Annotated in this window: 27 protein-coding genes; 16 read left to right on the top strand and 11 right to left on the bottom strand. The window is 54.6% G+C overall.

Annotated elements, in window-relative coordinates:
* Positions 1-279: 279 nt before the first annotated feature.
* Together feaR and tynA are read left to right on the top strand one after the other, a co-directional pair.
* Positions 280-1,194 (top strand): transcriptional regulator FeaR, encoded by a 915-nt coding sequence (gene feaR, locus ACKWMY_RS12400; RefSeq protein ID WP_261160918.1) that lies wholly within the window; start codon positions 280-282, stop codon positions 1,192-1,194.
* 167 nt (positions 1,195-1,361) lie between these two features.
* A complete protein-coding gene (tynA, locus tag ACKWMY_RS12395) occupies positions 1,362-3,653 on the top strand; it encodes a primary-amine oxidase (protein ID WP_409486368.1) in 2,292 nt (763 codons plus the stop codon).
* A 72-nt stretch (positions 3,654-3,725) separates the two neighbouring features.
* Here the strand turns inward: tynA and ACKWMY_RS12390 are convergent, their stop codons facing one another.
* From ACKWMY_RS12390 to ACKWMY_RS12375, 4 genes are all read right to left on the bottom strand, one after another.
* Entirely contained in the window at positions 3,726-5,219 is a 1,494-nt protein-coding gene (locus tag ACKWMY_RS12390; protein WP_121608888.1) for an aldehyde dehydrogenase family protein, read from the bottom strand.
* A gap of 111 nt (positions 5,220-5,330) precedes the next feature.
* Entirely contained in the window at positions 5,331-5,933 is a 603-nt protein-coding gene (tehB, locus tag ACKWMY_RS12385; protein WP_390900386.1) for a tellurite resistance methyltransferase TehB, read from the bottom strand.
* A gap of 126 nt (positions 5,934-6,059) precedes the next feature.
* Positions 6,060-7,739, bottom strand: a complete 1,680-nt coding sequence (locus ACKWMY_RS12380) for an alpha-keto acid decarboxylase family protein (protein WP_409486367.1) — start codon at positions 7,737-7,739, stop codon at positions 6,060-6,062.
* A gap of 388 nt (positions 7,740-8,127) precedes the next feature.
* Positions 8,128-8,835 (bottom strand): DUF554 domain-containing protein, encoded by a 708-nt coding sequence (locus ACKWMY_RS12375; protein ID WP_024483879.1) that lies wholly within the window; start codon positions 8,833-8,835, stop codon positions 8,128-8,130.
* Between the two features lie 246 nt (positions 8,836-9,081).
* Between ACKWMY_RS12375 and pagP the strand changes: the two genes are divergently transcribed.
* The 3 genes from pagP (at position 9,082) to ACKWMY_RS12360 (ending at position 10,605) form a co-directional block, all read left to right on the top strand.
* A complete protein-coding gene (gene pagP / locus ACKWMY_RS12370; protein ID WP_024528696.1) occupies positions 9,082-9,672 on the top strand; it encodes a lipid IV(A) palmitoyltransferase PagP in 591 nt (196 codons plus the stop codon).
* Between the two features lie 129 nt (positions 9,673-9,801).
* A complete protein-coding gene (locus ACKWMY_RS12365) occupies positions 9,802-10,293 on the top strand; it encodes a DUF2501 domain-containing protein (protein WP_024483881.1) in 492 nt (163 codons plus the stop codon).
* A 51-nt stretch (positions 10,294-10,344) separates the two neighbouring features.
* Positions 10,345-10,605 (top strand): DUF333 domain-containing protein, encoded by a 261-nt coding sequence (locus tag ACKWMY_RS12360; protein ID WP_409486366.1) that lies wholly within the window; start codon positions 10,345-10,347, stop codon positions 10,603-10,605.
* A 15-nt stretch (positions 10,606-10,620) separates the two neighbouring features.
* Here the strand turns inward: ACKWMY_RS12360 and ACKWMY_RS12355 are convergent, their stop codons facing one another.
* Positions 10,621-11,226 (bottom strand): hypothetical protein, encoded by a 606-nt coding sequence (locus tag ACKWMY_RS12355; RefSeq protein ID WP_024528693.1) that lies wholly within the window; start codon positions 11,224-11,226, stop codon positions 10,621-10,623.
* Between the two features lie 215 nt (positions 11,227-11,441).
* On the opposite strand from ACKWMY_RS12355, the gene ACKWMY_RS12350 reads away from it, so the two are divergent.
* Together ACKWMY_RS12350 and ACKWMY_RS12345 are read left to right on the top strand one after the other, a co-directional pair.
* Positions 11,442-12,224 carry a DeoR/GlpR family DNA-binding transcription regulator gene (locus tag ACKWMY_RS12350; protein WP_065683883.1) on the top strand — a complete coding sequence of 261 codons (783 nt, stop codon included), beginning with the start codon at positions 11,442-11,444 and terminating at the stop codon, positions 12,222-12,224.
* Positions 12,225-12,226: 2 nt separating this feature from the next.
* Positions 12,227-12,610 carry a VOC family protein gene (locus ACKWMY_RS12345; protein ID WP_024528691.1) on the top strand — a complete coding sequence of 128 codons (384 nt, stop codon included), beginning with the start codon at positions 12,227-12,229 and terminating at the stop codon, positions 12,608-12,610.
* Here ACKWMY_RS12345 and ACKWMY_RS12340 read toward each other — a convergent pair whose 3' ends face one another.
* Complete coding sequence (locus ACKWMY_RS12340; protein WP_065683885.1) at positions 12,611-13,519, bottom strand: LysR family transcriptional regulator; 909 nt, start codon at positions 13,517-13,519, stop codon at positions 12,611-12,613.
* Between the two features lie 125 nt (positions 13,520-13,644).
* On the opposite strand from ACKWMY_RS12340, the gene ACKWMY_RS12335 reads away from it, so the two are divergent.
* From ACKWMY_RS12335 to ACKWMY_RS12325, 3 genes are all read left to right on the top strand, one after another.
* Positions 13,645-14,532 (top strand): pirin family protein, encoded by an 888-nt coding sequence (locus ACKWMY_RS12335; RefSeq protein WP_024483887.1) that lies wholly within the window; start codon positions 13,645-13,647, stop codon positions 14,530-14,532.
* 75 nt (positions 14,533-14,607) lie between these two features.
* Entirely contained in the window at positions 14,608-15,234 is a 627-nt protein-coding gene (ycaC, locus tag ACKWMY_RS12330) for an isochorismate family cysteine hydrolase YcaC (RefSeq protein ID WP_065683886.1), read from the top strand.
* 178 nt (positions 15,235-15,412) lie between these two features.
* Positions 15,413-15,667: a hypothetical protein gene (locus tag ACKWMY_RS12325; RefSeq protein ID WP_024528687.1), complete on the top strand. Its 255-nt coding sequence runs from the start codon at positions 15,413-15,415 to the stop codon at positions 15,665-15,667.
* A 54-nt stretch (positions 15,668-15,721) separates the two neighbouring features.
* On the opposite strand, the gene ACKWMY_RS12320 is transcribed toward ACKWMY_RS12325, so the two are convergent.
* Together ACKWMY_RS12320 and ACKWMY_RS12315 are read right to left on the bottom strand one after the other, a co-directional pair.
* A complete protein-coding gene (locus ACKWMY_RS12320; RefSeq protein ID WP_024528686.1) occupies positions 15,722-16,450 on the bottom strand; it encodes a DUF2076 domain-containing protein in 729 nt (242 codons plus the stop codon).
* A 184-nt stretch (positions 16,451-16,634) separates the two neighbouring features.
* Complete coding sequence (locus ACKWMY_RS12315; RefSeq protein ID WP_409486365.1) at positions 16,635-17,420, bottom strand: helix-turn-helix transcriptional regulator; 786 nt, start codon at positions 17,418-17,420, stop codon at positions 16,635-16,637.
* A gap of 119 nt (positions 17,421-17,539) precedes the next feature.
* Between ACKWMY_RS12315 and ACKWMY_RS12310 the strand changes: the two genes are divergently transcribed.
* On the top strand, positions 17,540-18,310 hold the full coding sequence (locus ACKWMY_RS12310) for a class I SAM-dependent methyltransferase (protein ID WP_409486364.1): 771 nt from the start codon (positions 17,540-17,542) through the stop codon (positions 18,308-18,310).
* Positions 18,311-18,352: 42 nt separating this feature from the next.
* On the opposite strand, the gene aqpZ is transcribed toward ACKWMY_RS12310, so the two are convergent.
* Entirely contained in the window at positions 18,353-19,048 is a 696-nt protein-coding gene (gene aqpZ / locus ACKWMY_RS12305) for an aquaporin Z (protein ID WP_024528683.1), read from the bottom strand.
* A gap of 425 nt (positions 19,049-19,473) precedes the next feature.
* Here aqpZ and ACKWMY_RS12300 point away from each other — a divergent pair, with 425 nt between their 5' ends.
* The 3 genes from ACKWMY_RS12300 to ACKWMY_RS12290 all read left to right on the top strand — a co-directional run bounded on the left by ACKWMY_RS12300 (position 19,474) and on the right by ACKWMY_RS12290 (position 22,244).
* Entirely contained in the window at positions 19,474-20,835 is a 1,362-nt protein-coding gene (locus ACKWMY_RS12300; protein WP_409486363.1) for an esterase-like activity of phytase family protein, read from the top strand.
* Positions 20,836-21,170: 335 nt separating this feature from the next.
* Positions 21,171-21,452 carry a DUF1471 domain-containing protein gene (locus tag ACKWMY_RS12295; protein ID WP_074030744.1) on the top strand — a complete coding sequence of 94 codons (282 nt, stop codon included), beginning with the start codon at positions 21,171-21,173 and terminating at the stop codon, positions 21,450-21,452.
* A gap of 234 nt (positions 21,453-21,686) precedes the next feature.
* Positions 21,687-22,244, top strand: a complete 558-nt coding sequence (locus ACKWMY_RS12290) for a class I SAM-dependent methyltransferase (protein ID WP_024528680.1) — start codon at positions 21,687-21,689, stop codon at positions 22,242-22,244.
* Here ACKWMY_RS12290 and ACKWMY_RS12285 read toward each other — a convergent pair whose 3' ends face one another.
* Positions 22,245-22,706, bottom strand: a complete 462-nt coding sequence (locus ACKWMY_RS12285; RefSeq protein WP_409486362.1) for a GNAT family N-acetyltransferase — start codon at positions 22,704-22,706, stop codon at positions 22,245-22,247. It abuts the gene before it with no gap.
* 220 nt (positions 22,707-22,926) lie between these two features.
* Between ACKWMY_RS12285 and ACKWMY_RS12280 the strand changes: the two genes are divergently transcribed.
* Entirely contained in the window at positions 22,927-23,445 is a 519-nt protein-coding gene (locus tag ACKWMY_RS12280) for a GNAT family N-acetyltransferase (RefSeq protein WP_409486361.1), read from the top strand.
* A 119-nt stretch (positions 23,446-23,564) separates the two neighbouring features.
* A complete protein-coding gene (gene aroL / locus ACKWMY_RS12275; RefSeq protein WP_024528677.1) occupies positions 23,565-24,089 on the top strand; it encodes a shikimate kinase AroL in 525 nt (174 codons plus the stop codon).
* A 107-nt stretch (positions 24,090-24,196) separates the two neighbouring features.
* Here the strand turns inward: aroL and ACKWMY_RS12270 are convergent, their stop codons facing one another.
* Positions 24,197-24,916 carry a helix-turn-helix transcriptional regulator gene (locus tag ACKWMY_RS12270; RefSeq protein ID WP_370505587.1) on the bottom strand — a complete coding sequence of 240 codons (720 nt, stop codon included), beginning with the start codon at positions 24,914-24,916 and terminating at the stop codon, positions 24,197-24,199.
* Between the last annotated feature and the right edge of the window lie 35 nt (positions 24,917-24,951).

The raw sequence follows: 24,951 nt of genomic DNA, 5'->3' as shown, positions 1-24,951 counted from the left end.
AAGTAATCGTTAAGGTACGGCACTATGGATGGTGTTGTACCTTTCCTTTATTCCCCACATTCTCTTCTTCTTTCTGCGCAATTATCCCCGCGATGACAGTTATCCTCTCTCTGTAGTTTGTGATCCCGGCATCAAACCCCCTGAACAATGTTGAACGTATGTTATCGGTTTGTTATGTTGATTTTCTGACTGATGCCCAACTTGCCGCAGCTACCGGGGCATGCTGCTCAGTACGATAAGCCTGTTCTCTTTTGTTACTTATGTTTCAAGGGGTTAATCATGGTGGTTGCTACCCGGCTCGCTGATGCCAGTTTTGAACAGTGGTTAGGCCAAATCAATTCTGCCTGTGGCCGGTTTTGTGCCAAAACCCTGGCGCCTGGGTTTGCCGGTGCGATCCAGGAGTTCCACTCCCATGCATTACGCCTGAGCATAGTCGATGCTGCCCAGACCCGACTTTATCGCACCCGCCGCGAAGTAGAGCAAAGTGACGGTTGCCACTTTTTTACCGTATTCCAACTGCGTGGCCAGTCGGTTATGGAGCAGGGCGATCGGCAGGCGGTGCTGTCTGCCGGGGATATCACCCTGATCGATGCCGCGCAGCCCAGCAGCTTTACCTACCAACAGGGTTCCCGACAGTTATCACTGCTGCTGCCGCGTAGTTATCTCGAGCAGCAACTGCGTTTTACCGACCTGCCCGGTGCGCGGCGTATTGCTGCCGATAACGCAGTGGCTAAGCTCAGCCAGCAGTTGGTGTTGGGCAGTATGCAGAATGCGCAGATGAGCCGCCTGGAGAGCGAAGCGGTGCTTAACGCCGTGGCCACCTTGTTACAGCCTGCCTTGATGGAGCAAGACGAGGGGCAAGATAGCCACGAGCGCATTTTTACCCGTTCGCTGGCGTTTATCGATCAGCATATTCAGTCCGAACAGCTGCGCCCAGAATGGGTTGCCAGTGAGATCGGCGTCTCCGTGCGTAGCCTGTACCGGCTATTTGCCCGCAAGGGGCTGGTAGTGGCGCAGTACATTAAAAACCGTCGTCTGGATCTCTGCGCCCAGGTTTTGCGCCAGGCCAAGGAGCGGCAAAAGCTGGCCAATATTGGTTATGACTGGGGATTTACCGATCACAGCCATTTCTCCACCGCCTTCAAGGCCCGTTTTGGCGTCTCGCCGAGCGCGTACCGCAAGCAGTATCTGTAACCCCGCCTGGATGATTTGCCAGCAGATTGTCAGGAGTGACAAATCGGATGGCAAGCACAACAAAATATCCCCAGTGAAGAGTTGCTATGGTGAATTGGGGCCCCGTAAAACGGGCTCATCACAACAACAACGGCGGTAATGTCTCTTTGATGGGTGACGGGGGAAAGATGGTAGCTAACACAACAACAATCAAAACCAAACGTCTGCCAGCGGCGATTGCGCTGGCGTTAGGCTTGCTGATCGGCGCGGGTTGGCAGCCAGCGGCGTTGGCTCATGGTGCCGCGGCACATATGGTGCCTTTGCAAAAAACGTTGGAGGAGTTTGGTGCCAGCGTGCAGTGGGATGACTACGCCCGCATGTTTGTGATCGTTAAAGATGGCGCCTATGTGAAGGTCAAACCGGATAGCCGCGAAGCCATCGTTAACGGCAAGCCGCTGAGATTACAGGTGCCGGTGGTGTTCAAAGGTAAAACGGCCTATATGTCCGACGAGTTTATCAACGAGGTGTTTCAGTCCGGCCTGGATCAGACCTTTGCGGTAGAGCACCGGGCCCATCCGCTAAATCCGTTGAGTGCGGCGGAGATTAACGCGGCGGTCGCTATCATCAAGGCGGCTCCACAGTATAAAAACAACGTGCGCTTTACCGAAATCTCGCTGCGTGAACCGGAAAAAAGCCAGGTCTGGCAGTTCGTGCTAAGCGGTCGCGACGTACAGCAGCCCCGGCAGGCCGACATAACGCTGCTCGACGGGGTACATGTGATTGAAACCGTGGTCGATCTGCAACAGAAAAAGGTGCTGTCCTGGCAGCCGATCAAAGATGCTCAGGGAATGGTGCTGCTGGATGACTTCGCCAGCGTTCAGAGCATAATCAACGCCAGTAAAGCGTATGCCGAAGCCTTGAACAAACATGGCGTTGCGGACCCGAGCAAAGTGATCACCACGCCGCTGACCGTGGGTTATTTTGACGGCAAAGATGGCCTGCAGCAGGACCAACGCCTGCTGAAAGTGGTCAGCTATCTCGACGTTGGTGATGGCAACTACTGGGCTCATCCGATCGAAAACCTGGTAGCAGTGGTCGACCTCGAACAGAAGAAAATCATCAAAATTGAAGAGGGACCGGTGATCCCGGTGCCGATGAAGCCAACGCCGTACGACGGACGCGACCGCAAGGCCCCGAAAATCAAACCGTTGGATATCATAGAGCCGGAAGGCAAAAACTACACCATCACCGGCAACACTATCCACTGGCAGAACTGGGATTTCCACCTGCATCTGAATTCCCGCGTCGGGCCGGTGATTTCAACCGTGACCTATAACGATAATGGCCGTAAGCGCAAGGTGATGTATGAAGGGTCATTGGGGGGCATGATCGTGCCTTATGGCGATCCGGACGTGGGCTGGTATTTCAAAGCCTATCTGGATGCCGGGGATTACGGCATGGGCACGCTTACCTCACCGATTGCCCTTGGCAAAGATGCACCGCAAAACGCGGTCTTGCTGGATGAGACCATTGCCGATTACACCGGTAAGCCGACCGATATTCCACGTGCCATCGCCATCTTTGAGCGTTACGCCGGGCCAGAGTACAAGCATCAGGAAATGGGGCAGCCGAATATCAGCACCGAACGCCGTGAACTGGTGGTGCGCTGGATCAGTACGGTTGGCAACTACGATTACATCTTCGACTGGGTATTCCACCAGAACGGCACCCTTGGTATCGACGCTGGGGCGACGGGGATCGAAGCGGTAAAAGGGGTGAAAGCCAGAACCATGCAGGATCCGACCGCCAAGCAGGATACGCAATACGGCACGCTAATCGATCACAACATTGTCGGCACCACCCACCAGCACATTTACAACTTCCGGCTGGATATGGATGTCGATGGCGAAAATAACAGCCTGGTAGAGTTAAATCCGGATGTGAAGCCTAACGATCGGGGCGGCCCGCGTTCCAGCACCATGCAGGTCGATCAGGTGAAAGTCACTACCGAACAGCAGGCGGCACAGAAATTCGATCCTTCCACTATCCGCTTGCTCAGCAACCCGAGCCGGTTGAACAAGATGGGTAACCCGGTTTCCTATCAGTTGATACCGTATGCGGGAGGGACGCACCCGATCGCCAAGGGGGCCAATTTTGGCAAGGAGGAATGGATTTACCACCGTCTGAGCTTTATGGATCGGCAACTGTGGGTGACCCGCTACAACCCGAATGAGCGTTATCCGGAAGGCAAATACCCGAACCGCTCGATCCACGATACCGGGCTGGGCCAATACACGGCGGACAATCAGCCGATAGACAACACCGACGACGTGGTCTGGCTTACCACTGGCACCACCCATGTGGCACGAGCGGAAGAGTGGCCGATTATGCCAACCGAGTGGGTGCACGCGTTGCTCAAACCGTGGAACTTTTTCGATGAAACACCAACGCTGAATCTGAACGGGCAAAAGCAGCAATAGTTTTTTGAGTTATCCATAAAACAGGGGGGCGAATGAGAATTCGCCCCCTACTTTTTAACGGATGCAGCGCGGTTAGTAACGAATACACACCGATTTGGATTCTGTATAAGCATCCAACCAATCCGGGCCGAAATCACGGCCGCTGCCAGACTGCTTGAAGCCGCCAAACGGCATGTTGGCATCGATTAACGTATGAGTGTTGACCCACACCGTGCCCGCCTGAATGCGTGGTGTATAAGCCATCGCCGCTTGCAGGCTGGTGGTCCACAGGCTGGCTGTCAGGCCATAGTCGGTATCGTTGGCCTTCTGCAGCGCTTCCTCGGCATCCGCCACGCGGATCAGGTTGACGACCGGGCCAAACACTTCTTCCCGCGCCAGGTTCAGGCTGTCATCGGGATTGATCACCAGCGTTGGGGGAATATAGAAGCCTTGCAAGTCTGGCCCGGCGGCACCGGTGATCAACTCGGCGTGTTTGTTGCGGGCATCATCCAGATAGGCGGCCACCTTGTTGCGGTGCTCTTTGGACACCAGTGGGTTGATCTGGGCGTTGCCATCCATCCCCGGCCCGACAGAAAGCGACTTCACTGCCTGCTCAAAACCGGCGACCAGCCGATCGTAAATCGGTGCTTCAATATAGATACGTGAGCTGGCGGCGCAGACCTGCCCCTGGTTGAGGAAGCTGCCGGCCATCAACCCCTCGATCACCTGTTGAAGATCGGCATCTTTCAGCACGATGGCCGGATTTTTACCGCCTAACTCCAGCGTGACGCGGGTCAACCGATCCGCCGCCGCGCGCGCGATCCCTTTACCCACCGGCGTGGAGCCGGTAAAGCTCACTTTGGCGATTAGCGGATGTTCCGTCAGCGCCTTACCGCAGACAGCTCCCTTGCCGGTCACCACGTTAAACACGCCCGGTGGTACGCCTGCCTCGCTGGCTAGCTCAGCTATTCGCAGCAGGGTAAGAGGCGTAGTTTCAGACGGTTTGATGACGATAGAACAGCCCGCAGCCAGCGCTGGCATCACCTTCCACATGCCAATCAGCAGCGGGAAGTTCCAGGGGACAATCCCGGCCACTACGCCGATCGGCTCCTTGCGGGTATAGACCTGATATTTGGCTCCCGGCGGCATCGGAATGGAGACATCCAGGGTTTGGCCGACGATCTTGGTGGTCAGCCCGGCGGTATAGCGCATCCAGTTCAGCGTGCAGCCCACTTCAAAGGCGCGGGAGATGTTGATGGATTTCCCCTGTTCCAGGGTTTCCAACTGGGCCAGCTCCTCGGCGTGTTGCTCAACCAGATCGGCGAAGCGCAGTAAAATGCGCTCACGTTCGGCGGGTAGGCGCTGTGCCCAAACGCCAGCGGTAAAGGCCTGATGGGCCGAGATGACGGCCAGTTCCACGTCGGCGGCGTTGGCATCGGCGGTGCAGGAGATCTGTTTGCCGTCAGCAGGGTTATAGACCGCCAGCCGCGATTCGGCCTGGGAGGTTTGCCACTGGCCGTTGATATACAGGCCGTGCTGACGATCGAGGAAACGGACTACGCTGTCCAGTATGGTCACATTAGGCATACGCCCTCCTAAGGGAATAAACGGATCGTTACCCTTAACAGTCTATAGCGTTATGCCCAATGCGGTTTTCATCTGCCTGACATTTGGTTTGTACTGCGTGACACTTGCGGACTATTTACGCGCCAACAAGGTGGCGAAACGCAGTTTGATGCGGTTGCCCTCGGCATCTACGCGGTGCAGCTCGCCGGGGTTCTCGTTATATTTGATGATGTCCCAATCTCGGTAATACTCTTTTAACTCATCCGGCTTGAAGGTGAATGAGAAGGGCACCGTGCAAGGGTAATCTGGCGTATCCATGGCCGCGACGATCAGGTTGTAGCCCCCTTTAACCGTGCTGTCTTGCATATTGCGCACGATGTGTGGGATCTGCTGGCGATCCAGGAACATAAACACCACGGTAGACAAGATGAAGTCGTACTGGCCGCTAAAGCGATGAGTATTGAGATCCTGCTCGCTGGCGCTGATGTGTGAAAGCTGCTCGGTGGCTATGATCTGGTTTATTGCGGCGATCGACGCAGCGTTTTTGTCCCAGGCGGTAACATCAAAGCCTTTCAGGTTGAGATACAGCGAATTGCGGCCGCTGCCACAGCCCAGATCCAGCGTCTTGCCGGGCGCGATCAGTTTGGCGGCCTCAAGGACTTCGGAATGGGTGGCCGTCAGGGAGTATTTTTGGGTGTAATAGTTTTCTGGCAGGGGGGTCTGCTGATCCATCATGATGTTCCTCTATATTTGATGTATATAAAATACATCTTTAATGGCCTTTTGCCTAGCCGTTGAGAGGAGCACAGTATACCCGTTCAGTTTGGCCTGGCGGTATCCCTGTGCCAGGCCCTGGTTTTATCAGGCAATGCGCCTTGGGTTGTGTAGCCCAAAGTTAAAGCTGTTGCAGCTGCGGCAGAACTCTTTCATCGCCGGTGGGGAATCCATCATTGGCAACTTCACCTCGATAAACGCCAACTGGTCCTGACGCGAAGCCTGCTCCAGCGCCATCTCCAGCTGTTGGCTGGTTTCTACCGCGACGCAAAACGCCTGGGTCTGCGGGCTTAGCACCGCCGGGAGTTTGGCGTAATCCCACGCGCCAATATCGTTATAAGACGACGTTTCGCCAAGGATATAGCGCTCAATGGTGTAACCGTCGTTATTGATCAGAAAGACGATCGGCTTTTGCTTATGGCGTAACAGCGTTGAGAGTTCCTGGGCGGTGAGTTGGAAAGAGCCATCACCAATAAACAGCAACTGCCGGCGTTCGGGCGCGGCCATCATCGTACCGAGCAATGCCGGTAAGGTATAGCCGATCGATCCCCAAATCGGTTGGTTGACCACGGTAACGCCGTTTGGCATCCGCATGCCGCCGATCGCGGCACCAGAGGTGCCATTTTCAACGACCAGCACGTCATCCGCCTGAATAAAGCGCCGTATCCGCTGCCAGAAATAGTCCTGATCGAGTGGTTCGCTGCTTGGCGTCGCCAGTTTTTGCTGTGGTCCGGATAGTGTCTTCAGCGGCGGCAGGCTGGTGGCAGGAGCTTTCTCCAGTAGAGCTTGCAGCAGCTCGCTTGCCGTTACCGCCGGATAGGAGAGGTTATCCAGCTTCAGCGAAAAAGGCTGAATATCTACCACCGACTGCTCTGGGATCTGCTGGCTGAAATAGCCGGTAGTGGAATCCACCAGGCGTACGCCAAAGCTGAGGATGCAGTCCGATTGGGCCATCAGCTCGAACAGCTCGGGGCGAGATAGATCGCCGCTATAGCCACCTTGCCAGCCCGGCGTGTTCTCGGAGATCGCGCATTTTGCCGTGGGCATATTGGTTAACGGGATGGCGAATTTATCCGCCAGCGCTAACACCTGCGTTTGAAGTTGATATCGTTCGACCATCTGATCGATCAGGATGATTGGCCGTTTAGCACGGTTAATCCGTTCGAGCAGGGCAGCGCTGGCAAGCTGTAGATGGCTGGCATCGCTGGTTGGTAAGCGATATGGAGCGGGATTATCGGCAACCTCAATTTCCACTTCACAAATGTCTGAAGGGAGCTGGAGGTAAACCGGCTTTTTGCGTTGCCAGGCGCAGGCGATGACTCGCGGGATCTCCGTGGCGGCATTTTCCGGGGTGATGAGCGCCTGCGCCACGGTGAACTGCCGGAAACAGTTCATCACGTTATCAAAATTGCCGTCTGCCAGGGAGTGGTGCAGCAGCGCATTGCCCTGCATGGCGTGCAGCGGTGGCGTACCTGCAATGCAAATCACCGGGGCCGATTCTGCATAGGCTCCGGCAATGCCGGACAGGGCCGCCAGATCGCCCACGCCATAGGTGGTGATCAATGCCCCTGCGCCTTTGAGGCGGGCATAGCCGTCGGCGGCGTAAGCGGCGTTCAGCTCGTTACAGTTGCCAATGAATTCGCACTCTTGATCGTGCTCGATGGTTTCCAGCAGTGCCAGGTTGTAATCGCCGGGTACGCCGTAGATGCGATCCACTTTCAGGGCGCGCAGCTGTTGCAGGATGAATGAACCTATGGTGATCCTCATTGATTGCTCCACATTCACGTCAATTTATTGTTATTTAACCGTGCGCAGCAGGGAACGGCTGGCGATGTCGCGCGGTTAATCGTTGAAAATGCGAGTCGCTTGTAGGGCGTCAGCATTAACAGTTGGTGAAAGTGGCGGCTTGTTCAAGTTGCACGGGTTTGGGGAAGGATTGCCTATCGTATCAAGGAGTTTACGACCCAAAAGGGGTAGCAACAGCGATTTTCGCAGGGGGCGGTACTTTTCTTGCATTGATGGCCGCAGGAAATTGCGGCAAGGGCAGAAAGGAAACGCCAGACGGGTACTTTCCGCCATCTTCATTGCTCTCCTGGCTGAGCGTCAATTTTTCGCTACGCCAGGAGGAGGATAATTTAAACTGGGAAAGTGGCGCTCAGAAGAACATGATCCAGGCCGCCGAAATCGGCATCGCCAACACCAATGCTGGCAGCATATTGGCTACCGGGAACAGCTTTATACCGCAGATGCGCAAGCCGGTGGCCAACATCATTAACCCGCCAACGGCAGAGAAATCGGCCTGCATCGCCGGCGTGGTCAGCGGCAAGATGAACACGGCGCCAAACGCCAGAGCTAGCTGGATGACCAACTGCGGGACGGCGATCAACGCCACGGCCAGGCCAAGCGTGGAAGCAAAAATCAGCGCGGTGAACAGATCGAGGAACGATTTGGCGATCAGCACGCTGGCATCCCCGGTCATCCCTTCGTGCATTGAGCCAAAGATGCCGGTGCCGCTGGCACAAAACAGCACGATAATGGCGACATATGCCTCCAGAAACTCTTTCTGGTCCTCTCTGACAGCGCCTTTGGGGGCCATCAGATTACGGGCCCAGCCTCCGATGCGGCTGATGCCCCGTTCGATGTAGCAAAGCTCGCCAAGCAGTGCTCCCAGTACCAGTGCCAATACCATCACCGGCATATGTGCGACCTTGCCGATCAGCACTACGCCCATTCCCATCGAGGTAATACCAAAGGTCATTGGCAATGCCAGGCGCACCCGCTCCGGCAGCCTATGACCCAACATTGCCCCTGCAATACCACCGGCCAATATTGCTGCACCATTAATAAATGGACCAATAACCATACCTATCCCTCGGCAAATAAAACCTAAGGTTCCTCCATAAGTCGTTGAGGTGCAAGCAGGATAACCGGAGTTTTCTGACAGACAACGCGTGTACAGGCGCATAACTTGGGCGCGTACGCCAATGGGCACCAAACTTAACTGTCTCTCAACGAGGGGCGATAAAAGGATTGGGCCCGTGATAAACGGCTTGCTCAGGATAGGGCGATCGGTAAGAATCCCCGCTTTTATTTTTACAGGAGTTGCGAAATGATGGTGAAAAGGATCTTGTTAGCCGGGGGGTTGGCGTTGATATTTCCTGCACTGCCTTCATACGCCGAGGTTAGTGCGGAAAATAGCAATGTCGCGCACGCTGAAGATCCAGGCTGGTGGGGGCGTTTTACCGGCAACGTGGCGGAAACATGGAACAACTCGCCCAATAAGGAGCTCTATCTCCCGGCGATCACCTGGCATAACCGCTGGACCTACGACAAGGAAAAGACCGACGATTACAACGAGCGCCCTTGGGGAGCGGGCTATGGCATCTCGCGGTTTGATGCAGATGGTGATTGGCACGCGATCTACTTTATGGCGTTCAAGGACTCCTTCAACAAATGGGAGCCGATCGGCGGTTATGCCTACGAGAAGATCTGGCGGCCGATTGAAGGGGAAGATTTCCGTCTGGGGCTGGGATTTACCGCCAGCGTGACCGCTCGTGACAACTGGAAATATATCCCGATCCCCGCGCCGCTGCCATTGGCGTCGATCGGCTATAAGCAACTGACCTTCCAGGCTACCTATATTCCGGGTACTTACAATAACGGTAACGTGTTCTTCGCCTGGCTGCGTTGGCAGTTCTGATGGCTTGCCGAAATTCTGAAAAATGTGTTACGGCCCGAATAAAAGGAACTTGTCGGCTGGCACGGCGTCCGAGCTAGGCGTCGGATTAATTACGCCGTCATTTTGAAGTTAAACAGGAGCCTTACCGTTATGAATACCAAACATCGCTTATTGTTGGCCCTGAGCTTGACCACGGTAATGGCTACGGGCAGCGCCCAGGCCGCCGGGTTGATGGACTCCCTCAGCAGTGCTGCCACAGAACTGAGCAAATCGGGTGGCAGCACCAGCAACGGTGGCATGTCGCTGTCTTCGCTTAGCGGATTACTCAACGGCGGTGATAAAGCGTTGAGCTCCTCCAGCATGACCAACGCCGCAGGGATCTTGCAATACTGCGTGCAGAATAACGTCCTGTCGGCGAACGGCACCGAAGCGGTGAAAGACCAACTGCTGAATAAACTGGGCATCACCAGCACGGCCAATGCCAACAGTGAAGATTATCAGCAAGGACTGGGTGGCCTGCTGAATACCGGCAAGGGCAACACGCTGGATCTGAATAGCCTTGGCACCTCGCAAATTACCGAGAAGGTGAAGCAGAAAGCCTGCGATCTGGTGCTGAAACAGGGCATGTCCTTTATTTCCTGATCCCTTTGGGGGAGCGATGCTCCCGCTCAATTCACGGTGAAGATAATCTCAATGACCAAGATCCTGATGCTTTCTCTTTTCGCTAGTGTGGTTTTGTTACAGGGGTGTACGGCGAAAACCAATGATGATGTGCCTGCGCCGCCGAAGGTAATTGGCATGGCGAATCCGGCAGATGTGTATTGCGGCCAGATTGGCGGCAAGCTTAACCCCAAGCAGAATGCTCAGGGGCAGTATTCCACCTGCACCTTGCCTGATGGGCAAGAGATTGAAAGTTGGGAGCTGTTCCGCCGCGACCATCCGGCGAAAAAATAACCCGGTAGGACGGTGCTAGAACTCTCTATCACTTATCGGATGATATTGGCCTGGCCCCTCCTCTGAAAAGGTCAATGGCAGCCTGCCATCGGGCCGATCTGCCACCGAGAGGGCCGTACGGAAGCTACAACCGCTGTGGATGTTTTTCACCTTCATCACATAGCGGCCGTTGGGCTCCAGCTTGATATTGAAACTGCTGGCGGCGGGGAGGAACACCTCGGCCAGCAGTTGCTTGGTGGCGTTCTCCAGTTTGACCAATACGGCAAATTTATTGTGCTGATTATCCAGCGCCAACGTCTGCAATTTGCTGCCTGCTTGCCAATCTGGCTCATGCAGATAACCTGCCGAAGCGGGCCATGGGCTGCCCTGATTATCTGGCAACGGCCCAACGCAGTGTTGGCGTGCTTCCCGTAACGGGGCTTCTCGTTGGATCACGTAATTCTGTGGCGCGGCAAGGGTAAAACTCTCCTCCTGTACTCCTTCACTCAAGTGGCGCTTAGCCAGCAAAACCCCGGCAGCAAGCAGCATAAAGAAGATCAACAGGGTCAGCCGATTGCGGAAGAACGGTGCCAATAGCCTGCCCGGTAGTTGAAACAGCCAGCTTGCAACTCTCAATAGCATTGTTTTTCCTTTTTGGCCGCCTGTCTTTCCAGCCGCAACTTGCCTTTCAATGGGTGTTTAATCAGAGCGTTACGTCCGCGTTAACGTAACTTTTTCCAGTATAGCCAACATCCTGACGGCGAAAATCGCCAAAAGCGCTTTTTATAGAAAACCATTGTACGTTTGCGTTCGTTTGTATACATTCGTGTTCATTGTTACTTCGCTGGACCTTCAGAATGTCAAAATTGCTGCCCAATGAGCGCCACCAGGCCATTCTTGCCACCTTGCAACAGCAGGGGCGAGTGCTGGCGATCGAAATGGCGGCGCAGCTGCATACCACCGAGGCCACCATCCGCCGCGATCTGCGCCAACTGGCGGCGCAAAACCTGTGCAAACGGATCTATGGTGGGGCGTTGGCGCTCACGCCTGCCGGTGGCTACATGGCCGAGCGGGTCGAGATAAGTGGCGATGAAAAACAGCGGCTGGCTCAGGCAGCCTTGCCCCTGATCCAGACCGGGCAGGTGATCTTTCTTGATGCGGGCAGCACCTACCTTTATCTGGCCGATCTGCTGCCCCGCGATCGGCAACTCACCGTGGTGACCAATGCGCTAAGCGTGGCCAGCCGCCTGCTGGAACGCCCCGGGATCCGTACTATTTTGATAGGCGGTGAGGTAGATGCAGAAATCGGCGGCAGCGTCGATGCCAAGGCATTGGCTGAGATTGCCTCGTTTCGTTTCGATATCGCCTTTACCGGCGTCTGTGCTTACGATCCCGACAGTGGCTTTACCGCGTTGCGCTATCAGGAGGCGCAGTTCAAGAAGCAGATGCTGGCACGCGCTGGCAACGTCGCGGTGCTGTGTACCCGTGACAAGTTCAATACCTACGCGCCTTATACGCTACTGCCCGCCAGCCAGGTCGATTATCTGGTGATTGCCCGTGGCGGCCATGCGCAACTCGAACAGCAGGTCACTCTCAGCGGTGGCAGCGTGCTGTATATTCCCGCAGATGATGGAGAATGATGATGAAAATCGCCCATGTTGCCCTATGGACAGAGGATATTGAGGCTCAGGTCGGCTTCTGGTTGCGCTATTTCAATGGCGTAGCGGGGGAGGAGTATGTGAGCAAGAATCGCCCAGGCTTTATCTCACGTTTTGTTCAACTGGCGGATGGCCCCGCGTTGGAGATCATGTGCGTCCCTGGCCTGTTGGCGGGGGGGAAAGGTGAGGAACGCGTGGGTTGGGCCCATATTGCGCTGTCGCTTGGCAGCGAGGCGTTGGTGGACGAACTTGCACAGCGGGCCAAGCAAGAGGGGATTTTGCAGGCGGCACCGCGCTGGACCGGTGATGGCTTTTATGAGGCCATCATTCGCGATCCAGACGGCAACGCGATCGAAATCACCGCCTGATCACGCTTCCTCCAGGGCGGCGAACTGCTGAGCCAGAAAATCGATCAGTAGCCGTACCGCTGGCAGCATGCCACGGCGTGAGGGATAGACAATATGGATCACGCCGCCCTGAGGTTGCCAGCCGGGCAACAGTTGTACCAGATCGCCCCGCAGGATCTCGTCGTGCATCATCATGGTCGGCAGTTGAACGATACCGGCCCCGGCAATTGCCGCGGTACGCAGCATCAGCATGTCGTCGGTGACCAGTCTGGGTTGATGCTCCCACTGGAACGTCTGCCCCTCCGGGCCGCTGAGTTGCCATTGATGCTGTGTTCTGGCCGGGCCGAGATCGAGCGTTGGGTAGTTCTGCAACCCTGCGGGTGAATCGATAGCGCCGATGGTGCGTACCAACGCCGGGCTGGCTGCGATGCACCAGCTGCGCTGAGCCAGGATTTTCAATACCAGGTCGCTGTCTTCTAACGGCGGTGGCCTGACGCGAACCGCCAGATCCAACCCTTCACCCACCACATCGACCCGGCGGTTGGTCGCCTCCAGATGCACCGTCACTCGTGGATAATCCGCCATAAACCTGGCCACCATGCTACCGATACGCGTATGCAACATCGCCACCGGGCAAGACATGCGTACCGTGCCGCAAGGCTCCGCCCGGGTCTGTTCGATCGCCTGCTGTGCCGCTTCGGCCTCAACCAGCATCGCCTTGCAGTGCACATAATAGCTTTGCCCTAAATCGGTCACCGAGAAACGCCGGGTTGAACGCTGGATCAGGCGTACGCCGAGCCGTTCTTCCAACTGCGCCACGCGGCGGCTGAGCTTCGATTTGGGAATGCCCAACGCACGCCCTGCCGGGGCAAATCCCTGATGGTCTACCACGCTGGCGAAGAAATACAGATCGTTCAGGTCTGTCTGCATCGGTTCCCCTATTGTTCTATTTATAGAACACTGAGTGTATATCTTGCCGACTACTGCGGCAAATCGCCTTGGACTAAACTTCTGTCATCAACGTTAGGCCGCGAGGCCTGCAACAGGAGTTTAAGATGAAAAAGATCCTTGGTGTTTATAACAGCCCGGAAGCTCACTGGGTCGGCAACGGTTTCCTGGTGAACTCCCTGTTCTCATATAACGAACTGGGTGCAGAGATGAGCCCGTTCCTGCTGCTGGATCACGCTGCGCCAACCAAATTCCGCTCGCACAGTGGCCGACGTGGCGTGGGGCAGCATCCCCATCGCGGGTTTGAAACGGTCACCATCGTCTATCAGGGCGAAGTAGAGCATCGCGATTCCACCGGTAGCGGAGGGGTGATCGGCCCTGGCGATGTGCAGTGGATGACGGCAGCGTCGGGCATCTTGCACGAAGAGTTTCATTCCAAAGACTTTTCGCAGAAAGGGGGCACCATAGAAATGGTGCAACTTTGGGTCAACCTGCCAGCCAAAGACAAAATGGCGGCGCCGGGTTACCAGACTTTGCTGAACCAGGATATTCCTGTCGTGCCTCTGGCAGATAACGCCGGGCAGGTCAGGGTGATTGCCGGCAACTACGGCGGTCATGCTGGTCCAGCGCGCACCTTCAGCCCGATCAACGTGTGGGATATGAAGCTGAACGCCGGGCATACCACCACCTTGCAGGTGGAGGAAGGGCATACGCTGGCCGTGGTCATGCTGCATGGGGCGATTCTGGTCAACGGCGAGCAGATTGTGCGGGAAACGCAAATGGTGCTGCTGGATCGCGCTGGCGACTCAATCACCCTTGAGGCAAATGGTGACGTCAGCTTGCTGGTGCTGAGTGGTGAACCTATCGATGAGCCCATCGTCGGTTACGGCCCCTTCGTGATGAACAGCGAGGCGGAGATCCAACAGGCTTTCCGTGATTTCAACAGCGGTCAGTTTGGCGCGATGCCGCTGACTACCGCAGGCAGCAATCAATAACCTCTGTGTCCCGGTACGGAAAATGTTCTCCGTATCGGGCACCTACTTAACTTACTCTTAGGAAGGAGTTGTAACATGACAGCAAATTACAAGCGTCTCGATAAAGACCAGGCCGCCGTGCTGCTGGTAGATCATCAAGCTGGGCTGCTATCACTGGTACGCGATATCGATCCCGATCGTTTCAAGAACAACGTATTGGCTCTGGGTGACCTGGCGAAATACTTCAATCTGCCGACAATCCTGACCACCAGTTTTGAAACTGGCCCCAATGGTCCTTTGGTGCCCGAGTTAAAGGCCCAGTTCCCAGATGCGCCTTATATTGCACGCCCTGGTCAGATTAACGCCTGGGACAATGAAGACTTCGTTAAGGCGGTTAAAGCCACTGGTCGCAAACAGCTGATCATCGCTGGCGTGGTGACGGAGGTCTGCGTGGCGTTCCCGGCATTGTCGGCACTGGCTGAAGGTTTTGAGGTCTTTGTGGTGACTGATGCCTCCGGTACCTTTAACGAGTTGACGCGGCAATCCGCATGGAGCCGCATGGAAGCCGAAGGGGCGCAGTTAATGACCTGGTTCGGCGTGGCTTGCGAATTGCACCGTGATTGGCGTAATGATATCGAAGGCTTGGGGACGCTGTTTGCCAACCATATTCCAGATTATCGCAACCTGATGACCAGCTACAGTGCGCTGACCTCAGGCAAGTGATCGGTGGGGTGTAGTTGCCACGCTGCACCCTGTTCCAATAAAACTTTTCCCCAATCCCATCCCCTCTCTTTGCTCAACGGGCAACGTATTGAGATTTACGCTTCTTTACTGAGAAACCGATTGAAAATTCAGCGGTATTTCCACATATAATGGAGTGTTAATTTCACAAGGAGCGCGTATGGGAATCAGTGAAGAAGAAGCACTCCGTCGGTTGAGTCTAGAAAAAAATGCCGTCGGCAATTCGGCGAAATGGGTGGCGATTGTTTCAGCCGCTTACTTTGCTCTGATGGTGCTTTATGGTCATCCCACCGGCGTATTGGCCATGTCCGGCGCCATTTTTGTCGTTTCAACCACCATCTGGCTCAAGAAACGCCAGAAAGTCAAAGCCTACCGTCAGGTTCTGGCCAAGATCGGTACAGATGAAACGCCCTAGTGTCATTTGATGGGGGGAGAAAACCCTCCCCGCATGGAGAGGGCTGGTCAGTCGTCAGATAAACGAGTCGTCGTCGCTGTAGTCATCAGAGGAGAAGTCATCGTTCTGATAATCCGCCTGCTGTAACCCATTATCCTGGTTGATAAAACGATCGTCGCCGTTATTGAAGGTGTCAAGATTGTTTGACGCGGAAAAACTCCCCATAGTGCCGTCATCAACGGGGGGGTTATTGATGATGTTGACGATCTCTTCCGGTTGCGAATGCCGGAACATCCCGGTCAACATATCGGCTAGCACGACCCCTCCGGCAACCCCTGCCGCCGTTTGCAAGGCTCCACCAAGAAAACCACCGGCCCGGGAAGGGGTGGCCTGCTGAGGTTGAGCATAGTTTGGCTGTTGCGGCGTATATCCTGCTTGCGGTTGACCGTTCCAAGCGGCGTTATTCTGCTGCTGTGCCTGATATTGTTCCTGTGGGCTTGGCGCATTGCGGTTGCCAGCGCCAAACAGCCCGGCAAGAAATCCCCCGCTGCTCTGCTGGCTATTGGCCGTTTTCTGTAGCTGTGCAACCTGGTTTTCCAGCTGTTTTACCTGCTGGTCAAGCCGTTTCAGCGCGGCTTCCTGAATGATCATGGCCTGCGCCATATAGTAAGGTGCCGAGGGTTGCTCGCGGATATGCTGGTTGATCTGCTGTTCTGCCTGAATATCCCTTTGGCCGGTTTGGGTCTGGGCCTCTTTCAGGCGGCTGAACAAACCATCGATAAGTTGTTGTTCTTCGGATCGCATAGGATGACCTCAATAGCAGTACAGGATGCTAGTGATTACCCTAGCGCGTTTACCCGGCGCGATAAATAAATGGCAGGTAAACCTATCTGCGATTGATGGCAAAGTTGAATGGCTAGACGGGCACCGCATGCAGCACTCTCTTCGTAGCGATCCGGTTGATGTTTTGTCAGCAACTGCAATACCGCTAGCACAACGGCATTAGCATGACCAATTTCAACCCGCTGTGCTCCGCCGGGTAGAACGTTACTTGCTGAAAATGCAGCTCCCCCTGCTGTGGGTGGCTGAAGGTACGTTCGCCGCCTTCACGAGCCATTACGTCCTGCTGTTTCCACCAATGATGAAAAGCGTCGCTGTTGTGGGTCATATTGCGCACAAAGGCACGTATCTCTTCCGTTCCCTGATGATGGCTGGTTTCTGCACGAAACTCGGCCACCACTCGTCGAGCCCGATTTTCCCAGTCACTGACCAGCACTTTCGCCTGAGGGTGAAAAAACATGAAGTGTAGCAGGTTGGGGGTTTTTGCCTGCTTAAGCCAATCGCAGAACAGCTCCTCCGCCTGTGGGTTCCAGGCCACCATATTCCAGGTGAGATCGAGCAGATAACAGGGCACGGTCATTTGATGCACACTTTGCAGTACGGCGGCATTAATCGTTTCCTGCGGCTGTTCTTTTTCAGGATCGGCGATATGCGCCAGGGTGAACAGGTAATGACGTTCGGCATGGCCCAACCGTAACGCCGTGGCGATGCGTGCCAGCGTATAAGGGGAAATCGACACCTCGCGTCCCTGTTCTATCCAGGTATACCAGGTGGCGCTGATGCCACTGATTTGTGCCAGCTCTTCACGGCGTAAACCACTGGTGCGGCGACGTGTGGCGGTGGGCAGGCCCAGCATTTCTGGAGTGACCCGCTCGCGGTGCGCACGTAAAAAGGCACCAAGGGCTTTCTGGCTGGAAATTGCGTCTGATTCCATTAGGGTGGTACCTGTTTATACTAGGATAACGGCTCATATTGTACCCGTATAGCTGCTTGATTATAGTCATTACCAGCCATCTCGGCACCGGCGTAAGCCAGATAATAATGGGAGCAGCTATGAGCATCAGCAACAGCCATAAAAATGCGGTCGACCGCCAGTTTGGCGAACAGGCCAATGCCTACCTGACCAGTGCGGTACATGCGCAAGGGAAAGACCTGCAACGCCTGGCCAAGCTGTTGGCAGGGAATACCGATGCCCGCTTGCTCGATCTGGGGTGTGGGGCAGGGCATGCCAGCTTTACCGCTGCGGCCCATGTGGCGCAGGTGGTGGCGTACGATCTGTCGGCGCAGATGCTGACGGTGGTCGGCAACGCGGCACAGGAAAAGGGATTGGCGAATATTCAGGTGCAGCAGGGCGTGGCGGAGTACTTACCCTTTGATGACGCCAGCTTTGACGTGGTGATCAGCCGCTACTCGGCACACCATTGGCACGATGTGGGGCGGGCATTGCGTGAAGTTAAACGGGTATTGAAACCCGGCGGGCGAGCCATCTTTATGGATGTGGTTTCCCCTGGGCATCCGTTATTGGATATCTATCTGCAAACGGTCGAAGTGCTACGGGATACTTCGCACGTGCGCAACTATGCACCGGGTGAGTGGCTGAGCATGTTTACTGAATCTGGGTTGCTGGTGCGGGAAGTCACGGCCGATCGTCTTGATTTGGAGTTCAGCAGTTGGGTGGCCCGGATGCGTACGCCTGAGCATTTTGTCACGGCGATCCGTGCGTTACAGCAGGGGGTAGCAGAAGATGTTCGCCAACACTTTGCCATTCAGGCCGATGGCTCATTTACCAGTGACATCATGATGTTTGAAGCGGTGAAAGGTTAATATTTCAGGGCAGCCGTTGCGGGCTGCCCTGAAAATCCATACTTACTTCTTGTCTTCCAACAGGCAACGGTAGATCAAGCCACCGATAACACCGCCGATCAGCGGTACCAGCCAGAATACCCACAGCTGTTGCAACGCCCAGGTACCCTGGAAGATTGCCACGGCGGTACTACGTGCCGGGTTAACTGAGGTATTGGTAACGGGAATACTGATCAGGTGGATCAGCGTCAACGCCAGGCCGATGGCCAAAGGCGCGAAGCCTGCCGGTGCGCGTTTATCGGTCACACCATGGATAACGATCAGGAAGAACGCAGTCAGTACTAATTCAATAACGATGGCGGCCTGCAAAGAATAGCCACCCGGTGAATGCTCACCGTAGCCGTTAGAAGCAAAACCGCTGGTAGTTGCATCAAAGCCGGTTTTACCACTGGCAACTAAATAAAGTACCGCGGCGGCGGCAATACCACCAATCACCTGGGCAACCACATAGGGAATAACATCTTTGGCAGGGAAACGGCCGCCTGCAAATAATCCCATTGTGACCGCTGGGTTAAAGTGCCCACCAGAAATATGGCCGACAGCGTAGGCCATGGTTACCACGGTAAGGCCGAATGCTAAAGCAACACCAGCAAAACCAATACCTAATTGAGGAAAGGCTGCGGCCAGCACTGCGCTACCACAACCACCGAACACCAACCAAAAAGTACCGAAAAATTCGGCAAAAAGTCGCTTTGACATAGACTCCATCCTGCTGGGGGAACAAACTAACGGGCGTTAGCACTAAAACTATAGAGCACCTTTTTAATATTGTAGTGGTCTAAAACATAAATTTTCGTGCACACCTTCGATTACGGCCGGTATTAAAGCCCTATCTTTTTATTTTGTCTATGTGAAAGCGAGTATTTTAAGAAATTATCTTATTTTTTGCTGTTTTTTTATCTTGTGGGTAGGTAATTTTCCTATTTTATATAGGATTAATTCTGTGTTTTATTTTTATCGTGGGTAAATTCTTATTTTTCAATTGGTTTTTATCACTCAATAATGAAGGGCTGATTGTTTATTTCTATTTGTTATCGGTTTTTTTAGACTTGATCGTCATAAAAGTGTCATTGTTGGTGGTTAGGCTCTCAGGCTGTTACTTTCCCTTACAAAGAGTTAATGCTATGAGAATCAAACCGCTTGGCGTGTTGTTGGCCTCTGTCTTACCGCTGTTGTCCTATGCTGCCGATATTGGCGTTGCTCGTTACAACGTCAGCTTTCCTGACGGCGATCGGGTGGGTTATTCCGGCGCTTTTGCCAGCCAGTTTCCCAATGGGCTACCGGTAGGGATTGGTTCCGGGCTGGTATTTAATGGCCGGGAAGGGGGGGATCTACTGCTGACCACCGTGACCGATCGTGGCCCGAACGCTGATGCGCCAGCAGTCGGCAAACAGGAGGCCAAGATTTTTGCCAACCCGGCTTTTGTACCCTTATTGATGGAAATCCGTATTGGTGGCGGTAAGGCCATTGCCACCCAAGCCCGTCCTTTGCACGATGATAACGGCCCTATTAGCGGCTTGCCGTTGCCTGGCAACCTGATTGGCTCAACCAATGAAGTGGCATTGACGGATACGCTCAAGCCGCTGGCGAGTGACAAACGCGGGTTGGATACCGAGGGGATCACGCCAGATGGTAAAGGAGGCTATTGGCTATGTGACGAATATGGCCCCTTCCTGATCCATATCGATGGCCAGGGTAAAATTCTGGCGAAATATGGCCCAACACCATTAGCGGGGGAGCAGGCGGTTGCCAGCGGCTTGCCGAACATCATTAAATGGCGTCAACCGAACCGGGGTTTTGAAGGCGTAACCCAGTTACCGGATGGGCGGATCCTGGCCGCGGTGCAGAGCACGCTGGATATCGATGGCAAGAGCAAAAACCAGGCGCAGTTTACCCGTTTGGTCAGCTTTGATCCTGCCAGTGGCAAAACGGCCATGTACGGTTATCCGATCGATATCGCCCGTTACCAGAAAGCTAAAGATGCCAAGATTGGCGATATCGTGGCGGTCGATAATCAACACATTTTGCTGATCGAACAGGGCAGTGACAAAGACAAGCAGATGATGAACAAGATCTATCTGGTTGATCTCAGCCAGGCCAGCGATCTGACGTCGTTCGATGGCCAGGGCAAGGCGTTGGAATTTGCTGATACCAGCGAACTGGCCAAGCGTGGGGTGAAGCTGGCCCAGAAACGTGAAGTGGTCGATCTGCGTAAACTGGGTTGGCAGCAGGAGAAGGTGGAGGGATTGGCGTTGATCGACAACCGCACACTGGCGGTGATTAACGACAACGATTTTGGTTTGCAGGCCAAGCTGGTTAACGCCGAGCCTGAAGGGAAAAAGATTGGCGACTATCAGCGGGATCAGCAAGGCAAGCTGAGTTTGGCAGGTAAACCGGTAAACACGACGGTTGAATTGCGGCCATTGGCACAGCCAGAGTCCTTGAGCGAACTATGGGTGTTAACCCTGCCAGAGCCATTGCGCTGAACGGACGCAGTAAGTTGATAGAGGAATGTCTGCCGGATAATTGGGCCAGGTTTGGCCCAATTATCCGTTGAGCGGGGGCTGGGCGAAGGAAAATTTCTTTAAAATAAACCGAGTTATCTCAGTTGACTAAATATAATTATTAATTTTTTCAAATAGAGCGTAAAATTTGCGCTATAAATAAAGTTATGCGCTACCAGGAAATACCCATTCTTACTTTCTCCTTATTTTGCTCACAATGATTGAGCTTCTTTACATTGGATGACGTCTGTTTTCAATGGTTAACTCATAATTAACCTCACTGAGAACGAGTTCAAATGAAAATAACGGAGTCAATCATGAAACTATTACCATGCATCGCAGCAGCACTGATCGCCACCGCTTCATTCTCCACCATGGCCGCAACCATGGGCGCCAAACAGGTTGATAGCGCTCAAGCCAGCAGCATGCAGAGCATCGGCACGGTGTCGGTTTCCGGTATCAGCGGCTCACCGGATGACGCTATCCATGCGCTGAAACAAAAAGCGACTGCAGACGGCGGATCGCACTATCGAATCATTGGCCTGGATAATCCAGGGGATTCCAGCGACTGGCGCGGTACTGCGGAAGTTTATCGCTAATTAATCAACGATAAATAGCTGAGTGGCCAATGAGGTTGGCCAATATAATAGACGGCTGCGGATAATAATCTGTCCAATATTTTGTTGGTTGATTATTATCGCAGCCTTTTTGGCTTTTATTTTATGATGCCTGGTTGCATTTGATTACAACTATCAGGACCGTTTTCGGAATGGGGTTAATGAAACCTTAAGAAATTCAGTCCACATTGGGGAACTCATACGATGGAGGCCTCAATGTTAAATGCGACGCGACTGCAACTAAAGCATCACTTTTCCTACCTTCACCAGTTTATGGCCTCCCCCCGAACCGTGGGCACATTGGCACCTTCCTCTCAATGGCTCTGCCAGGCGATGCTGCAACAAATCGAGTGGACGCAAGCCTTGACGGTGGCCGAGCTAGGGGCGGCGGACGGTGTGCTGACCAAACGGATCCTGGGCCGCCTGCGGGCCGATGCTCAACTGGATGCCTATGAAATTCAAACCAGCTTCGTCCATAAGCTGCAACAGATTGATGATAGCCGCCTGCGGGTGATGGCCTATTCGGCGGAAAGGCTGGAGCGCGATTACGACGTTATTTTTTCCTGCTTGCCGCTGCTGTCGATCCCGCTCAGGATAAGAGTGCGTATCTTGCAGCAGGCGCAGCAGCGTTTACGAGCCAATAACGGCACGTTAGTGCTGTTCCAATACAGTCATCTCTCGGAAAAGCTGCTCTCGCGCTATTTTCACTGGCAGCGGCGGTTAGAGGTGCGTAACTTCCCCCCTGCGCTGGTGTATGTGTGTACCCCGCGCTGATCACAGCCGCTTTTCCATCACCACCACTTCGTCGCCATATTGCTGGCGGCGTTCAATAGTCTGCCAGCCCCAACCGGCGTACAACCCCTCGCTGTGATCGGTGATCAGATGCAGAACGGGATGGCTGCGTTGTTGTGCCGCGCTGACGATCGCCTGCTCCAGGCGCTGGGCAATACCCTGCCGACGATGATCCGGGTGTACAAAGACGCCGGCCAGCCAGGGGGAGAGATCCCTACGATGATGATCGTCACTCGGCCACAGGCTGGCCATCCCCAGCGGGCGCTCGCCATCAATCATCAGCAGCGTCAGGAAATCCTCGCTGGGTTTGCTGCACAAAGCAAAGCGTTGGCGGGTTCGTTCCAGCGTACCGCCGCGTTGTGAGCCCCATTGGCCAAATGCCCAAGCGGCGCAGACATCGGCAAAGTGTGGGTAGTCTGTCAGCGTAACGATCTGTTGAGCCATATTTATCCCCCCGGTGTTGTGATACCAATTTAGCCTGCAAGGCCGCAGCGTGGCGACTGCTTTTGGTTTTTTATCTGCTGAGATTGTTCAGGGCGTATCTTCGCTGTTGATTGAATATTTAAATGAGAGTAATTATCATATAGCACTTTGTGGCGCTATTGGTGATTTCTGCCTGCGGCAAAATCTGTTTAAATAGCCGGCCGCTAACCAGGAGCCAGACATGAGCCTGAAGCTACGCTTGGCACAACCGCAGGATATCCCGCAGTTGGTCGCGGTTGAACGTTCCGCCGCCCAGCTGTTTCGCCAGCAGCCAGAGTTACAGTTTATTGCCGAAGGTGAGGTGATGAGCCCGCGGCAGCACGTCGATTTTATCGAGCAGCAGCAGGAGTGGGTGATGGCTAACCCAACTGAGCAGATCGCCGGTTTTATCGCGGTGCAGCCCTTTGCGCACAGCTGGCATATCGCCGAGCTTTCGGTTGCGGCCGATTGGCAGCGGCAAGGCGTGGGCAAGCGCCTGATCGAAGAGATTGCCCGGCTGGCCTTGCGCCAAGGTATCCAACGGTTAACGCTAACGACGTTCGTGCAAGTGGCATGGAATGCACCTTATTACCAGCGCCTTGGCTTTCGTACCATTCCTGTCGCACGGTTGGATGCATATTTACAGCATCTTCTGGCGCAGGAGGTAGAACATGGGTTTGCTGCCAATAGCCGCTGTGCTATGGAATTTACACTATCGTAAAGATTGAAATACAGATTCAGGGCGGTATGATGCAGTTACAACGCCAACGCTCGATCGACCTGCGGGCAGGTTCGCAGGCAATCTAATGCATTCAGTCACCGCAAAAGGGACAACCCGTAATGACACAAGCCATTTTTATGGTAGGAGCTCGTGGAGCAGGTAAAACCACGGTCGGCAGTGCATTGGCGCAGGCGCTGGGCTATCGGTTTATCGATACCGATCTGTTTATGCAGCAGACCACGCAAATGAGCGTAGCGGAAATGGTCGCACAGGTGGGTTGGCAGGGATTTCGCCAGCGCGAAACCCAGACCCTGCAAGCGGTAACCCAACCGTCAACCATAGTTGCCACCGGCGGTGGGGCGATCCTGGCCGAAGAGAACCGGCGTTTTATGCGTCAGCATGGCACGGTGCTCTATCTACGTGCCCCAGCCAGCGTATTGGCGCAACGGCTGGCAGAGTTTCCGGAAGAGGGGCAGCGCCCAACGCTCACTGGCCGTCCCATTGCCGAAGAAATGCTGGAAGTATTGGCGGTACGTGAGGCTCTCTATCAGGAGGCTGCGCACCATGTTATGGATGGTACCGCTAATCCCCAGCAGGTAGTTGAGCAAATCTTGGCGGTCTTGCAAGGCGAGGCAGTAAAGTAATTTCCCAGGCCACATCTTGTGCCACGATATCACTGACCAATCCCAACCCACTCGCTATGTGCTGTAGGGGCGCCGCATGCTGCGCCCGCTTAGCCGCAGCCGATTAACTAAGTAAAATAAAGCCCTGGCGTTATGCCAAATCGCTGACGGAAGGCTGCAATATAGGCGCTGACGTTCTCATAGCCACATTCGTTGGCTACGTTAGCAACGGGCATACCGGCCGATAGCGCCTCTAACGAACGGATCACCCTGGCTTGTTGACGCCAGCGGGAAAAACTCATGCCGGTTTCCTGCATAAAGCGTCGGCTAAGGGTGCGGGGGCTTAAGCCCGCCCATGCAGCCCATTCACCTTGCTGGCGATCATTGGCAGGATCGTTCAATAAGCCATAGGCAATTCTCAACAACCGGGCATCTTGTGGCAGCGGTAGTTGCAGCGGTTCGGCCTCCTCGCTTCGCATCTCATCGAGCAGAACCTCCACCAAACGTTGTTGCGCCATGTCAAGCGGCGCGGAAAACTGTGCAATGCGTTCAACCAGCGCCGAGCTTAAGGCGTTGGCGGCGGTCAGGCGTGGCGTTGCCGCCAATGTGTTGCAGCAGGTCTCGGGTAAATAAAGGATCCAGCCGATCACCTTGCCGCAGGCCAGTGCCTGATGAGGGCAGTGGGGCGGAAGCCAGCCAAGATTACCGGCAGTCATTGCCCACTGCTGCCCCGCGGTTTCTAACATCATCATGCCGTGGGTCAACAGATAGACCTGCCCCTGTTGATGCTGATGCCAAGGCGTCAGGTGTTTTTTAGCGTGCAACAAGCGTTCGCTGTGCAGTTTCATCAGGTTGGCCGATTAGCGTTATTGAATATCTTGAT

It is taken from the genome of Serratia sp. J2 (assembly GCF_046269175.1).
GTDB lineage: Bacteria > Pseudomonadota > Gammaproteobacteria > Enterobacterales > Enterobacteriaceae > Chania > Chania fonticola_C.
Note: the sequence above shows the minus strand (reverse complement) of the source record. Positions and strands in the feature narration are given on the sequence as shown.

Excerpts from the sequence above, each read along its gene's own strand:
- ACKWMY_RS12340 (WP_065683885.1), bottom strand. The coding sequence starts at position 13,519 with ATGCAGACAGACCTGAACGATCTGTATTTCTTCGCCAGCGTGGTAGAC.
- ACKWMY_RS12315 (WP_409486365.1), bottom strand. The coding sequence starts at position 17,420 with ATGGAATCAGACGCAATTTCCAGCCAGAAAGCCCTTGGTGCCTTTTTA.
- ACKWMY_RS12380 (WP_409486367.1), bottom strand. The coding sequence starts at position 7,739 with ATGAGGATCACCATAGGTTCATTCATCCTGCAACAGCTGCGCGCCCTG.
- ACKWMY_RS12300 (WP_409486363.1), top strand. The coding sequence starts at position 19,474 with ATGAGAATCAAACCGCTTGGCGTGTTGTTGGCCTCTGTCTTACCGCTG.
- ACKWMY_RS12280 (WP_409486361.1), top strand. The coding sequence starts at position 22,927 with ATGAGCCTGAAGCTACGCTTGGCACAACCGCAGGATATCCCGCAGTTG.
- ACKWMY_RS12365 (WP_024483881.1), top strand. The coding sequence starts at position 9,802 with ATGAATACCAAACATCGCTTATTGTTGGCCCTGAGCTTGACCACGGTA.
- tehB (WP_390900386.1), bottom strand. The coding sequence starts at position 5,933 with ATGATGGATCAGCAGACCCCCCTGCCAGAAAACTATTACACCCAAAAA.
- ACKWMY_RS12375 (WP_024483879.1), bottom strand. The coding sequence starts at position 8,835 with ATGGTTATTGGTCCATTTATTAATGGTGCAGCAATATTGGCCGGTGGT.
- ACKWMY_RS12295 (WP_074030744.1), top strand. The coding sequence starts at position 21,171 with ATGAAACTATTACCATGCATCGCAGCAGCACTGATCGCCACCGCTTCA.
- ACKWMY_RS12310 (WP_409486364.1), top strand. The coding sequence starts at position 17,540 with ATGAGCATCAGCAACAGCCATAAAAATGCGGTCGACCGCCAGTTTGGC.
- ACKWMY_RS12345 (WP_024528691.1), top strand. The coding sequence starts at position 12,227 with ATGAAAATCGCCCATGTTGCCCTATGGACAGAGGATATTGAGGCTCAG.
- ACKWMY_RS12355 (WP_024528693.1), bottom strand. The coding sequence starts at position 11,226 with ATGCTATTGAGAGTTGCAAGCTGGCTGTTTCAACTACCGGGCAGGCTA.
- ACKWMY_RS12285 (WP_409486362.1), bottom strand. The coding sequence starts at position 22,706 with ATGGCTCAACAGATCGTTACGCTGACAGACTACCCACACTTTGCCGAT.
- ACKWMY_RS12270 (WP_370505587.1), bottom strand. The coding sequence starts at position 24,916 with ATGAAACTGCACAGCGAACGCTTGTTGCACGCTAAAAAACACCTGACG.
- pagP (WP_024528696.1), top strand. The coding sequence starts at position 9,082 with ATGATGGTGAAAAGGATCTTGTTAGCCGGGGGGTTGGCGTTGATATTT.
- ACKWMY_RS12390 (WP_121608888.1), bottom strand. The coding sequence starts at position 5,219 with ATGCCTAATGTGACCATACTGGACAGCGTAGTCCGTTTCCTCGATCGT.
- ACKWMY_RS12360 (WP_409486366.1), top strand. The coding sequence starts at position 10,345 with ATGACCAAGATCCTGATGCTTTCTCTTTTCGCTAGTGTGGTTTTGTTA.
- ycaC (WP_065683886.1), top strand. The coding sequence starts at position 14,608 with ATGACAGCAAATTACAAGCGTCTCGATAAAGACCAGGCCGCCGTGCTG.
- aqpZ (WP_024528683.1), bottom strand. The coding sequence starts at position 19,048 with ATGTCAAAGCGACTTTTTGCCGAATTTTTCGGTACTTTTTGGTTGGTG.
- ACKWMY_RS12350 (WP_065683883.1), top strand. The coding sequence starts at position 11,442 with ATGTCAAAATTGCTGCCCAATGAGCGCCACCAGGCCATTCTTGCCACC.
- ACKWMY_RS12290 (WP_024528680.1), top strand. The coding sequence starts at position 21,687 with ATGTTAAATGCGACGCGACTGCAACTAAAGCATCACTTTTCCTACCTT.
- ACKWMY_RS12335 (WP_024483887.1), top strand. The coding sequence starts at position 13,645 with ATGAAAAAGATCCTTGGTGTTTATAACAGCCCGGAAGCTCACTGGGTC.
- ACKWMY_RS12325 (WP_024528687.1), top strand. The coding sequence starts at position 15,413 with ATGGGAATCAGTGAAGAAGAAGCACTCCGTCGGTTGAGTCTAGAAAAA.
- tynA (WP_409486368.1), top strand. The coding sequence starts at position 1,362 with ATGGTAGCTAACACAACAACAATCAAAACCAAACGTCTGCCAGCGGCG.
- feaR (WP_261160918.1), top strand. The coding sequence starts at position 280 with ATGGTGGTTGCTACCCGGCTCGCTGATGCCAGTTTTGAACAGTGGTTA.
- aroL (WP_024528677.1), top strand. The coding sequence starts at position 23,565 with ATGACACAAGCCATTTTTATGGTAGGAGCTCGTGGAGCAGGTAAAACC.
- ACKWMY_RS12320 (WP_024528686.1), bottom strand. The coding sequence starts at position 16,450 with ATGCGATCCGAAGAACAACAACTTATCGATGGTTTGTTCAGCCGCCTG.